The 12,305-nt window shown below is 44.1% G+C and carries 14 protein-coding genes; 3 read left to right on the top strand and 11 right to left on the bottom strand.

What is annotated here, in order from left to right; translation table 11 throughout:
* Positions 1 to 156: 156 nt before the first annotated feature.
* The 3 genes from BQ7117_RS04795 to BQ7117_RS04805 are packed head-to-tail and all read left to right on the top strand — an operon-like array spanning position 157 to position 3,528.
* Complete coding sequence (locus BQ7117_RS04795; protein WP_073996441.1) at positions 157 to 684, top strand: PadR family transcriptional regulator; 528 nt, start codon at positions 157 to 159, stop codon at positions 682 to 684.
* Positions 677 to 1,333, top strand: coding sequence for an ABC transporter ATP-binding protein (locus BQ7117_RS04800; RefSeq protein WP_073996442.1), 657 nt, complete (start codon positions 677 to 679; stop codon positions 1,331 to 1,333). The genes BQ7117_RS04795 and BQ7117_RS04800 overlap by 8 nt, the downstream gene beginning before the upstream one ends.
* Positions 1,333 to 3,528 carry an ABC transporter permease gene (locus tag BQ7117_RS04805; protein ID WP_073996443.1) on the top strand — a complete coding sequence of 732 codons (2,196 nt, stop codon included), beginning with the start codon at positions 1,333 to 1,335 and terminating at the stop codon, positions 3,526 to 3,528. Before BQ7117_RS04800 ends, BQ7117_RS04805 begins: the two co-directional genes overlap by 1 nt.
* Positions 3,529 to 3,549: 21 nt before the next feature.
* Here BQ7117_RS04805 and BQ7117_RS04810 read toward each other — a convergent pair whose 3' ends face one another.
* The 11 genes from BQ7117_RS04810 to BQ7117_RS04865 form a co-directional block, all read right to left on the bottom strand.
* On the bottom strand, positions 3,550 to 3,843 hold the full coding sequence (locus BQ7117_RS04810) for a DUF4298 domain-containing protein (RefSeq protein WP_073996444.1): 294 nt from the start codon (positions 3,841 to 3,843) through the stop codon (positions 3,550 to 3,552).
* Between the two features lie 127 nt (positions 3,844 to 3,970).
* Entirely contained in the window at positions 3,971 to 4,732 is a 762-nt protein-coding gene (locus BQ7117_RS04815) for an SDR family NAD(P)-dependent oxidoreductase (RefSeq protein ID WP_073996445.1), read from the bottom strand.
* Between the two features lie 241 nt (positions 4,733 to 4,973).
* Positions 4,974 to 5,342: an ABC transporter permease gene (locus tag BQ7117_RS04825; protein ID WP_237563056.1), complete on the bottom strand. Its 369-nt coding sequence runs from the start codon at positions 5,340 to 5,342 to the stop codon at positions 4,974 to 4,976.
* A gap of 150 nt (positions 5,343 to 5,492) precedes the next feature.
* Positions 5,493 to 5,915: a hypothetical protein gene (locus BQ7117_RS04830; RefSeq protein WP_073996448.1), complete on the bottom strand. Its 423-nt coding sequence runs from the start codon at positions 5,913 to 5,915 to the stop codon at positions 5,493 to 5,495.
* A gap of 2 nt (positions 5,916 to 5,917) precedes the next feature.
* The gene (locus BQ7117_RS04835; protein ID WP_073996449.1) at positions 5,918 to 6,142 is read right to left on the bottom strand and encodes a helix-turn-helix transcriptional regulator; all 225 of its coding nucleotides are present in this window, start codon (positions 6,140 to 6,142) and stop codon (positions 5,918 to 5,920) included.
* Between the two features lie 152 nt (positions 6,143 to 6,294).
* Complete coding sequence (locus tag BQ7117_RS04840) at positions 6,295 to 7,233, bottom strand: alpha/beta hydrolase (protein WP_073996450.1); 939 nt, start codon at positions 7,231 to 7,233, stop codon at positions 6,295 to 6,297.
* A 62-nt stretch (positions 7,234 to 7,295) separates the two neighbouring features.
* Entirely contained in the window at positions 7,296 to 7,808 is a 513-nt protein-coding gene (locus tag BQ7117_RS04845; RefSeq protein WP_073996451.1) for a helix-turn-helix domain-containing protein, read from the bottom strand.
* A gap of 284 nt (positions 7,809 to 8,092) precedes the next feature.
* The gene (locus BQ7117_RS04850; protein ID WP_073996452.1) at positions 8,093 to 9,592 is read right to left on the bottom strand and encodes an InlB B-repeat-containing protein; all 1,500 of its coding nucleotides are present in this window, start codon (positions 9,590 to 9,592) and stop codon (positions 8,093 to 8,095) included.
* Positions 9,593 to 9,982: 390 nt separating this feature from the next.
* Positions 9,983 to 10,657 (bottom strand): DNA alkylation repair protein, encoded by a 675-nt coding sequence (locus BQ7117_RS04855; protein ID WP_073996453.1) that lies wholly within the window; start codon positions 10,655 to 10,657, stop codon positions 9,983 to 9,985.
* A 51-nt stretch (positions 10,658 to 10,708) separates the two neighbouring features.
* The gene (locus tag BQ7117_RS04860) at positions 10,709 to 11,365 is read right to left on the bottom strand and encodes an SIMPL domain-containing protein (protein WP_073996454.1); all 657 of its coding nucleotides are present in this window, start codon (positions 11,363 to 11,365) and stop codon (positions 10,709 to 10,711) included.
* 279 nt (positions 11,366 to 11,644) lie between these two features.
* Positions 11,645 to 12,289 carry a helix-turn-helix transcriptional regulator gene (locus BQ7117_RS04865; RefSeq protein WP_073996455.1) on the bottom strand — a complete coding sequence of 215 codons (645 nt, stop codon included), beginning with the start codon at positions 12,287 to 12,289 and terminating at the stop codon, positions 11,645 to 11,647.
* Between the last annotated feature and the right edge of the window lie 16 nt (positions 12,290 to 12,305).

The raw sequence follows: 12,305 nt of genomic DNA on the forward strand, positions 1-12,305 counted from the left end.
CAATTCACTATTCTGCGTAACACGTTTTCAAAACACGCCGGTAAAAACTCGCTTGCATCTCACTATACACTGAGTGTATAGTGAGGGCTGCGCTGGTCGTCTAAAAGATTTTCCAGTTACAAAAAGCCAAGATATACAGGCAAATTAGGAGATTATATGTCTACGCAATATGCGATGCTGGGTTTGATAGCAAAAGAAGCCAGCTACGGCTATTCTCTAAAGCAAATGTATGACGATCTTTTCGGATCAGAGAAGCCCATACTTGCCGGGCAAATTTACTCCACGCTTTCGCGGCTAAAGAAAAATCAACAGATAATCGAAATAGCGAATTCAGATGCGTCCGGCGGCCCCGCGCGCACCTGCTATGAAATTACGGAAATTGGTACAGACGCGCTACTTACTTGGCTTAATACCCCAGAAGCACCCAGCCCCAATTTACATTCCACTATTTACATCAAAACGGTACTGGCATTGCTTTTAGATGGTGATGCCGCTGCTTACTTGCAGAATCAACGCCATGCCCACATTCAAAGAATGCGCGAGCTCGTGGAAAAACGCCGGAACAGCAGCCTCGCCGAACATCTACAGATAGACCATGCAATTTTTCATATAGAAGCCGATTTACGCTGGATAGATCTCACGTCGTCCCGCCTTACCACCCTGAAAGAAGAACTCCATGATTAAAGCAAATAATTTAGTGAAAAATTTTGGAAAAACAGCCGCCCTAAATGATTTATCTCTGCAAATTGAGAGCGGAAAAGTACTCGCAATTATGGGACCTTCTGGCTCCGGTAAATCAACGCTGTTGCACTGCCTAGCAGGAATTATCTTACCTGATAGTGGCGAAGTATATTACGGAGATACCCGCATCACCTCCCTGAACGATACCGAACGTACACTACTGCGCCGTAGCGAATTTGGCTTTATTTTTCAGTTTTCCCAATTAGTGCCAGAGCTATCAGCCCTCGACAATGCGGCAGTACCGCTACTACTCAGCGGAATGAAATTGAAAGACGCCCAAGAAAAAGCGCAAGCTGCGCTCGCTGCCGTAGACCTAGCTGGTAAAGAGTATTCCCTACCCGGCCAGCTTTCGGGTGGAGAAGCCCAGCGCGTGGCACTGGCTCGGGTGCTCACCTACGAACCGAGAGTAATTTTTGCCGACGAACCCACCGGTTCACTCGATTCTTATAATTCGGAACGCGTGATGGAATTACTGGTAGCTCAAGCGCGCAATCGCCACATTACGGTAGTGCTAGTGACCCACGAACCACTCATAGCTGCCTATGCCGATAACGAAGTAGTAGTACGAGATGGAAAGCTGGTAAACGCCTAATGAAACTCGCTTGGATTCTTTTTAAAAAATCAATCCGCTCTAATTTAGGGCGCTTGCTTCTTATCGGCGCTACCGTGGCTCTCGGTGTAGCTATGCTGGTAGTCTATACCTCATTCCACAACGCTATATTCCAAAACCCTTCTTATGGGTTCACTACCTCCATATCGGATGCCTACGAAGAATCAACGAAATCTCCGAGTAACGGAGCAGAACGAGACGGGATAAAGCCACTGTGGATAAAACCGGAGACCGGCGGCGCTTTATTGAAATACCAAGATGACCGCATCGAACAATACTTGGTGGAGCGCGGAGATTCTAATATCGAAAATATGCTCGATCTTGCGGTACCCAATAATGGTGAATACTACTTATCACCTGCATTGAAACAGATAGTAGAGAAACATCCCGAAATGGAGATACAAAAACGTTTCGGGAAAATTTACAAGGGAGAAATACCGCATGATATGGTCTACGGCAGAGATTCGCTGGTAGTTATCAGCGGCGTAGATAATCTACATTCTGATCCCAATTCGGGCGCTTTCCCCGTCTATAAATTCCACCGCAGTAATGCTGGTGATGTTTTTCCTAAAGTGATAAGCAAAGTCTTTTATTTGGGAATATTAATAGTACTTTTCCCGGTGATTATGCTCCTCATTGTGGCAGCCCAGCTCGGTGGAGTGCAGCGGGAGCAGCGCTATGCGGCTCTGCGTTTAGGGGGAGCTACGGGAAGGCAAATTGCCACTATTTCTTTATTTGAATCCGCGGTGGCAGCGGCAATCGGAACTATCGGCGGAATTATTATTGGCACGGCTTTGCGCCCGGCACTTTCCAATTTTACGCTCTCCAGCAGCCGCTATTTTCCAGAACAACTCCCCCTTTCTTGGCAACAGTATCTAATAATTATCGCCATCACTTTCGGAGCGGTAATTTTTGCTAATGCGCGGGGACTGCGCCGCTTATTCGCTTCCCCGCTCGGAGTGGCACGGCATAGCAAAAAATCACCACGCCCCCATTTTTGGCGCCTTTTCCCACTGCTAGGAGGAATGGGTGCAAGTATTTTCCTCGTTTATAAAGCTCCCCAGAGTACCAACGACCGCTATCTCGTGGCCTTCCTCGTCAGCATTATGGTGGTAATGATTGGGCTAGTAATAGCCAGCCCCTATTTAACCTTTTTAATAGCGAAGCTGAGATCACTGCGTACACGCAGTACCGAAGTATATATCGGAGAAAACTACGTACAAGCTCATGCCCAGCGTATCTCTCGCTCCATAGTGGGAGTGGTATTAGCGCTCTTTGCCGGAAGTTTCTTCCTCACTGGCATATCTGGATACGAAGCGATAGACGCCAAAGATCAAGTAGATTATTACTTAAAAGATACTAGCGTCACCTTATTTGTATCGGATCCCAACCCGGCCGTCAGCGACAATGTTACTCAGCAAATATTAGCCAAAGACTATATAAATTCCGCAGCAAAAGCAGAGAGCATCCAACGCACCTATACGCTCTTTAAGTGCACAGATGCTCTCCCCTATCTAGAAGATTTTTCTTGCGATGGAGAATATGCTTTACTACATTTCCACGCTCCTAAATCCGAAGCAGGAGCAATCGGAAAAGGAAGTAGAACCGAACTGCTAAATGTCTACGATGAAGAGAATTCCACTCCGGGATACCTGCTTTCCTTGCAGAAATCTTCCGACATTGAAAAGTTACGCTCTGATTTGGCGGAATTACTGCCCAGCACTGCGCAAGTAACTATGGATTATCGCCCCAATTACGATGGCAACGTATACTCAAGTTATACGCGCATGCTGGTATATCTAACCTATACCGGACTAGCTGTGACGCTAATTGTGGCTATTATTTCTCTCACCGTATCCACCTACGCCTCAATAATAGAGCGGCAACGTAGCCTATTGACGTTGCGGCTGGCGGGAATGGAACCGCGCCGCCTCCGGCGTATGGTGTTGGTCGAGTCTTTCTCACCTTTAGCAGCCATTTCCATAATTTCGGCTGGCAGCGGTGTACTTCTCGGCTATTTACTTGTCAACAATTTTTCCAGCTCCATGCAAGCGCAAATTTCCGGAATCTACCTAGCCGTATTATTCGGCGCCTTGGCAGCATCCGCCCTAATAATTTGGCTTATTTCTGCCACGGTAGGGAAAGTTACCCAGCTTTCGGTAAATCGTATGGAGTAGTGATGAAGAGTTAGTAGCTATTTATAGTTCGCTAGCTAGATCTTGCAAGCGCTGGCGCAGAGAATCGGCATAGAAAAAGGCGTTGTAGATGCCATCTTCCGAAAGTACGCCTCGTTCTAAATCTTCTGGAAGCCGCCCCTCTTCGTCAGCTGCTAGATCTGCCCACCACTCTGCTCCGGAATAATACTTATCTAGGATAGCTACGTCAGAAGTAATTTCTGCGTAGCTATCTAGAGCGGCTTCCGCTTTTTGTAAGTTATCCAGTAAGCGATTCAGCACTTTTTCCATCTGCATAATGCGGGCGATATCTTCCATATCTCCAGCATACCTGCTTTACAGCGCAATACAGGATTTTTGGCACTTTGCTCTGCTTTAGCGTGCGGCAAAGGATTTTCTACACTTTGCCCCCGCTTTACAGCAGTTTCATCCCGCCCTTATTTTCTCAGCAGGCGGTCACTCCCCCGTCTGCTGCGATAACTGCGCCATTAATAAAAGAAGCTGCGTCGCTGGCGATAAAGAGAACTAAACCAGTTATTTCTTCCACTTCTGCCTGCCGAATCGAAGTATCTACTCCCGCCATCACCCGTTCCAAACCGAGGGGGCTAGGATTCTTCATATTAATGCCCACTTCGGTCTTAACTCCACCGGGGCAAATGGCATTAGTTCTGATATTTTTTCCGGCATACATGAAAGCAGTGTTTTGCGTCAGGCCAATCAGTGCGTGCTTCGACATAGTGTAGACGGCACCGGCTTTACAACCATTCGTGCCACCGATGGAAGCGACGTTAATAATATTGCCGCCACCTTGCTTTTCCATGATTTGCACCGCTTTTTGCATGGCCAACATCGGGCTCTTCACATTTAAGGTCATAACCCGCTGATAGAGATCGTCATCTACTTCGCCGACTGGTTTCATTTCGTCCATCATGCCGGCGTCATTAATGAGAATATCTAGCCGACCCGCTTGGGCAAGTGCATAATCGATCATCTTGTGGTTTTCTTCATCGTGCATTAAATCTGCTACATACGGCAAAATTTTACCGGGCATATCCTGGCATTTCTCAGCTAGCTCCTCCAAACGTTCCTGCCGGCGCGCCACCACGACTACTGTAGCGCCTTCTGCGCAAAGAGCCCGAGCAATATCGCGCCCCATACCAGAGCTGGCTCCCGTCACCACTGCAACTTTCCCTAAAAATCTCTCCACGATATTCCTTCTTTCTCCGAGGATCCAGACCGATACTCTGCTACTAACACTCTTACCACTATATGATTTATTACAATAAATATGTAATATTTTGCAGCGTGTAGGGGAAACTTATAAAAATAACTAAATTTTTGAAAAAGATTGGCGACGGCAGATACCCGCACAGCAGATATCTGCATAGCTAATACCCACATAGCTAATAAATCCACCTGGTTAATAAATAACGAGGCGTAAATATCCCTTAAAATAACGTCAATAAATATCCGTCGATTAGCGCAATAAGAAAATACATGATGAAAGCTCGCAGAAAGGCCGCAAAATGTTTTTGCGGATCTTGGTAAAGGCATTTTTGGGGGATTTTCGAAAAACGAATCCGCGTCGTATTGCGCCACCAGAGCAGATCTATTACGAGCAAATCAAAAGTATTTAATGCTTGCCCCAGCAGAAACAGCGCCAGGAAATTCGGCAGAAAAGCTTCTTGCCGAATAAATACTCCGAGAGCGAGAAATAGCAGAAAAAACAGGAAAAAATTCGCCATCCACACAGCTACTTTAGATTTTTCCTTAAATCTATCGCGATATTCGGGTATCTCTCTTATTCGTCTTTGCACTTCATCAGGGTAAGACGAATAACTTTGCAAATTTTTATCATCGGTACCAGTAGCGAAAATACACAGCAGAAAAAATACCGCACATAAAATAACTATTTCTATTCCGAGCATCTGCGCATTCCCTATTTCGCTCTCTAAGTACCGCAATCTCTAGCAACTTGCTCGATAAAAATTATGCGCACACAACTGGATAAAGCGCCCGCGGTTACCTTTGAGTAATTTATCGTTAAACCCTATTTCATATGAATAGGTCTTCCCCAGATGATTTATATCAATAAATGCCTTACCATCTTTATCTCGCACATTAAAATCAATTACTTCCCTCCAAGGAATAAGCAAAAAAGATGCGCTATCTCTAAGGCTTATTTCCTTTTCATGGATGCCTTTATCGTCAAAATACAATACAAAACTCCGACTGCTATCTAGTGTGTAATACAAATTACTTAGCAGAAGTTTCAGCAATTCCTTTACAAAGCCATTACTTTTAATTGCCACAAGGTAGTTATCACTCTTACCAAAATTTTCCTGCACAAATTGTTCTATCTCAGAACTTTTTGTGAAAAACATGCCCATTCTTAGTTCTCCTTTGCAACTTCATCAAATATGAAAACTTCTGTTATATCGCGACCCAAAACTTTGCAGATTTTATAGGCCGTCTCTATCGTGGGGCTAATTGTTTTATTTTCATAGGCCATGATTGATCGCCTTTTTAACCCGACTGCCTTCGCTAATCGGTGCTGGGATAACCCCAGCTCTCTTCGGTATTCGCCAATCCTGTTATCCACCGCTAATTCCGGCACAGCGCCCCTCCAGTATTTATTTCTGAAAACCTTTGGTTACTTTTATAGTAACAATGTTACATTTATGGTACCAAATTAATGCATGGCGCATCTTTGCATCTTCTGCTCGCCCCACAGCCAGACTGGAATTCACAGTAAGGCTTAAATTAGCGTCAAGCTCTCAGTAAGCCAATAATTTCCTCTTGGGCTTGCCGGCCTTCTTTAAAAAATCGCAGCAGCGGATAGCAGTGACACATTCCCTCCCCTACGAATATCTCGTAAGGTGCCTGGTATTTTTCCATAGCTTGCTGAAAATATTCTGCAAAGGCGTAGAGGCATTCATTTTCCCCGTAATAGAAATACGTCTTCGGGAAACCGGAAAAATCTCCAACCGTTCCATCGAGCATATACTCTGGCAAATCTTCCGTGCCCTTCGCAATTTCCCGGGCCGTACGAATATACGTAGGATCGATGATGACGTCTTTCGGGTTGAGCGCCACAAGTTTTTCCCAAATTTCCTGGTTTTCCGCAAGCGACAAATCGGGAATCCCGCCGGGAGAAACTGAAATTATTTTACCGGGCATCGGCAAAGGCTTACCCAGGGCGTTGTTGTGCAAGAAAATCCCCACGGCCAGGCAAGCTCCGGAGGAAAATCCCAATACGCTTATATTTTCTGCCCTATACTCACTGGCCATTAGCCCATAAGCGGCAATACAAACTTCATAGGTCTCTTTTACATTTCGATCTGCGGAACACAAAGGATAAAACAAAAACCAGACATCTTTTTCCGTTTGCTGCATTATTCTTTCCGCTAGCGAAAAATCCAGCTTATCCGGCCCGGTAATCATCCCTCCACCAAAAAGATAAAGGACTGCTCCTGCGGCCGGTTTGGTATTTTTTTGATAACGCACAAGCCGATAGCCCATAACTTCCCGCTCAAAGAGAAAATAGTTTTTTCTCTTCGCTCTTTTCTGGGCTTTGGCAAGGTTGAAAGCTGGCTTTGCATTCTGCTTCTTTGCGTATTCCAGCATATCTTCCTTGGATTTTAGGAACATCTTTTTTACGCCCGCTAGTCGCACTACGCCTGCTGCCACCCTGTAGGTAAGAGTCACTTCACCCTCCATTCACGCATATAACTAAGGTTACCCTAAACTCACAGCTTTTAGTCTGCTACTTAGTTTTCTTTTTTGCGCGTCCACACTATCCCCGCAACCGCAGCTACAATGGCGATAGGTGCGGTGCGTACGAAGATCCATTCAAAAGAATGAAAAATGGTGCCCAGCACTGCCGTCTCTGGGTCTTCATAATTCCATCCTAAATAAGGGCTTCCGAATAGCAATAATCCCACCATGGTAAGCACGGTAATCACCGCCAGCGCGATAAAGCACCCGTGCGCCACCTTTCGCTTTTCTTCCTGCCTTTTGGCGAGCTGAAGATTTATCACTTCTAATTTTTGCGCGATTGCCTGTAAATCACTGGCTGCTGGCAGCGAAATAGTTTCTCCCAGCAGGGTAGCCACCGGCGTTTCCAGCGCTTCGGATAGCGCAAGCAGCATTTTAGAATCGGGCACAGAGAGCCCTTTTTCCCACTTCGAGACGGTTTGCCGCACCACATAGACTTTGGCGGCAAGTTCCGCTTGCGAAAGCCCTTTTGCTTTTCGAGTGATTCTAATATTTTCATTTAACATGGCCACTACCTCCCATTACAGCTATTACAAAGCCTGTCGCAGCCAGAATACCGCTAATGTGCCCGCTAGCCCCGAAATAAAAAGCAATTAAAGCGCAACGAGAATTGACCCGCGAGCAACGCCAGAAAACTGCAGGTAAAATGCGGAAAAATCTTAGCTACTAGCCACCCACTCTTACTTTTATCTAAGGAAAGGGCGGCCACAACTATTTATTAGCTGCGGCCGCCCTTAAACGACTAGGTTTTAGGCCTATCGGGAAATATTTTGAACCCTATCGGCAGATATTATTTATTCCGTTTCAGCGCTCCTTGCTTGCGCAGCACGGCAAATCCGGAAATCGAGAACCCTAAGGCCGCAAGCAATATGCCGAGAGAGTTAGATTCTCCAGTCTGCGGCAAACGCTGCGCCGGTTTTTTCGGCGGTGCCGGTGGCACAGGATTCTTCGTATAAATCGCATATACGCTCATATCTGAATCCACTGCTGTTTCTTCGGTAAAGGCGCTCCCATTGCCGTCAGCCTGCGTATTCCACTCTTTGAAGGTATATCCATCTTTAGCGGGATTCTGCGGCATCTTTTCCTCTACTAAAGCATCACCACTAATTGACTTACCTGGCTCTACTTTAGTCGCCGCATACAAGCTGCCATCATTTATGAAATTTACGTAGAAATGCGTATTTTTATAATTTATATCGCTATTATTGAGCAAGCTCTTCCGATAGACACTCTCTTGCGCTGCATCCGAATCCTTGCTAAATAAGAGCTCAGTGTAATCGGAAAAATTTTCGGGCGGCGTATAGGCACCAGCTTTCGCTATATTCCCTTGGAATAGCGTTTTCTTATCCGTACTTATGTTTTTATATGCATCCGCATTTGCGACGGGATCCGCATTATCAAATTTATACGTATAAATTGCCCCACCATTAGCTGCTGAATTCTTCAAGAATTTAGAATCAGTAATAGCTACGCTTCCTGCATTTTTATTTAGATAGAGCGCCCCGCCGGCACTATTAGCCACATTTTGGTTAAAGGTAGAACCACTAATACTGAGCGGTTTTACGCTACATATTGCTCCGCCCCAATTGGCTAGATTCTGGTTAAAAGTAGTGTTTTTCAGCGTAATTTCTTGTGAAGAATAAATTGCGCCGCCCGTGCTTGCTTGATTTTCGGCGAATATAGCATTTTCGATGGTGGCAGGATGCGTCTTGCCCAGAATAATTGCTCCGCCGACTTTTTCCGCTTTATTTCCTTTAAAGGTACCACCCGTAATTTTTAATTTACCGTAAGCTGCTATAGCTCCACCCTGAGAGGCAGCAATATTATTTTCAAAAAGGCCGCCGTTAATAATGAGAGTGGCATCTTGCCGGGCCTGGATGGCACCGCCTTGCTGTTTTGCAGAAGTATTATTCTTTATTACTGCGCCGGCTTCGATAGTGAGCGTTCCCCCGTCATTTACATATATAGCAGGGCCATCATAACCCGGCACATCCGTAAAGTTTTGGATAGTGGTCCCCTTTCCAATGCTTGCCTTTGCCCCATTAAGCACAGAAAAACATCTGCTCTCTCCATGGCCGTCAAGCGTGATGTTATCGATTGTTAGCTCCGAGTTACTCATAAGGCTAATCAGATCCTTCGGGCCTCTTCTCTCCAAGGTATAAGGCCCACCTTTTCCGGAAGTCAATCTGATTTTATTATTGCTGCGCCCATGCAGCTTCTCCGTGGAAGGAATAACCATATCTTTGTTTACATAGACGGTGTACAAGCTAGCTGCATCGTTAATATCCATATTCTCGATAGTTTCAAAGAAGGTATCGTATTCACCTAGAACTGTTTCAGTATCCGTATTCTCCGCCTTTTTAGTGACGGTAAATGCCTTACTGCTGGGTATTTCATTAGCTGGGGGCTGGCGCTGCTACCGCCACATTCACACCTGCCGGCAACGATAAAACGCTCGCCAGCACCGCTGCAATAAATATTACGAATAAAGTGCAGGTAAATTTGTGCCTGAGGATACTTTGCATGTGCATAAACCGCCTCTGTACTAGTGCCTTAAAAAAATTTCTAAATGCGGGTAAAAAAGAACCTATCATTATGCTACTTGGCAAATCAGAAAATTACCCAAAAACCGCGAAATTGCTTGGAAAACTAAGAACTTGATTGGCACAGCTAGGTGCAGTTATCGTTTCAGCGCCTTTAAATATTCTTTTTGTTTTGGAGTAATGCGGTTACTTTCCCGGGCTTTCTGTATTGCCCTATTGTGAGTTTGCGTATTTAAGCAATGACTCTCGATATATTTTATAGTCGCATCCCATTGCTTTGCCAAAGCGGTTGCAAAGAACCACGCAATCATCATTTGCACATAATACTCTTCACTGTAAACAGAAACGGGTATTTCCAGATATTCAGGTTTAAAATCGTCATCAAGAAAGTAAGACATTAACATCTCAATACCGAAGCGGCAAGTATATGTTTTTTCCGATGCGGACCATTCTTTAATTTTTTCCAAAAGCGCTGTTTTATTCTTTTTGAAAATCTTGGGAGACATAATATCGCAAACAGCCCAATTATCTACGTAAGGCAAAAATTCATCGACTGCTGCAATACAGTGATCGTAATCCTTCATTTCAGAAAGAAGAAGTCCATGCAGCATATTTTCGTCATAGTATTTGTGCGGCAAATCTTTCAAAAATTTATATGCTTCCGGCTCCCCTACAATTCTTTTAGCAAGCTTTCTAGCCTCCGGAACTCTGACTCCTATAAAAAGTTCTCTCGGAATATTGGGAGTCAATTTTGCCTGAAAATCAGCATATGAAATATCCTGCAATGCCAATAATTCTTCTTTGATATTCATTTCTTACTCTTTGCATGTACTTCTAATTTGCTAACTAAGTCCCAATCCCATTTACTTTATTTCCCAAATAATGGTTACTGTATCCTGAACGTCAATGTCACCCGGCACTATATCAAAGTTATATCCTTCGGCTGGCATCATTTTTTTACCAAGCTTAATGCCATGAACAGGTTGAGAATATATCTCAAGTTCTCCCCAGGAGTAGTCAATTTCCTTAATTTCTCCGAGAGAGACTCCCGCAGCTTTCGCGAGGACCTCTGCCTTAATCTTTGAATCCTCTATAGCCTTATCGAGCAATTCATTCTTTACAGCATTAGCGTCTTTCACTTCGTAACTGAGGGACAGATCTACATTCACTGCATTATTGGCAAGCTGGTATAAAACTTTCCCCAGTTGCTCATTATCATTCGGAAGATAAATATAAAGACGGTGCGTGTATTCATATCCGATAAATCTGCTCCGACGCTCACCGTGCTGATCAGTGTAATCTTCATAATCAGTATTTATGTCAAAATAGTGTGTCTTGAGATTCTGCGGATCAAATCCTGCCTTTGATATCGTCTCCCGCAAAAGATTTGTGTGCTCAGCAGACTTCCTAAGCGACAAGCTGTATTCCTTATAAGTCCCCGCTGCATGAATATTAAGCCTAATGATATCTGGCTTAACGAAAATTTCACCTTTTCCTGTTACTCGTATTGTTCTATCCATGTTGTCCCTCCTGCATACAATAATCCCCTAGTTCACTTCACTATCTAAAAAATAGCTCTGTAAGTTCGAGACCTTCCACTCTGCTATTTCTGTTTCGTAGAAGACACTATTAATCGTAATGGGAAATCATTATCGCTACGGTTTTTTCGTCAAATATATAAACATCTGGAAATAAAGATTTTTACGCTCGATTTTATTTCACCTTTGACATCAAACAGAGCGTCTCGACGTAGATGGGGAGAACGGGTAGTGTATCCCTTCCACTACAACACTCTGATACTACTTATTACGAAGCTGACCAACTTTCATAAACTCCTTATCTCCGATACGGAACTTTTTGCTATTAAACACCACTCCCATAATTCTGCTAATAATATACTCATCGGTTACAAGCACGAAATACTGCTTATCTTTTTTATTCACCAAGTAATACTGCTCAGCCCTAAGAGTGGCAACAGCTTTACTAAAATCAAATATGCCAAACAATGGCAATCCTCCAAGGAGAGTAGAAAATAATCCAACAAAATTATCCACTATCTTCTCAGATGAACTGTTATAAGTTTTAGCAACAGTGAGCATATTGATTTCTGAATCAGGATATTCATCGCGAATAACCTGCTCTTTAATTTTCGACTTCTTAAAACCGCTCAACCTGCCATCGAAACCATATTTATTTAGATTAATTGGCTTCTTGGTAATAGAAAAATCAATGCTATTATTCTCATCCAAAAGATAATCAATACTCACATTCAGAGCAGATGCAATAAATTTCAGATTCTCTATATCTGGCAAACCTCGATTCGTTTCCCATTTTGCTACAGCAGCACGAGACACCATCAGTATTTCTGAAAGCTCTTCCTGTGTTAACCCAGCTTCCAGACGAGCTTTTCTAATTTTTTCTCCTAAAGATACACCACTGCTCATTTCAAAATTCCTCTCA

The organism is Arcanobacterium urinimassiliense (genome assembly GCF_900119495.1).
In the GTDB taxonomy this organism is placed as follows: domain Bacteria; phylum Actinomycetota; class Actinomycetes; order Actinomycetales; family Actinomycetaceae; genus Arcanobacterium_A; species Arcanobacterium_A urinimassiliense.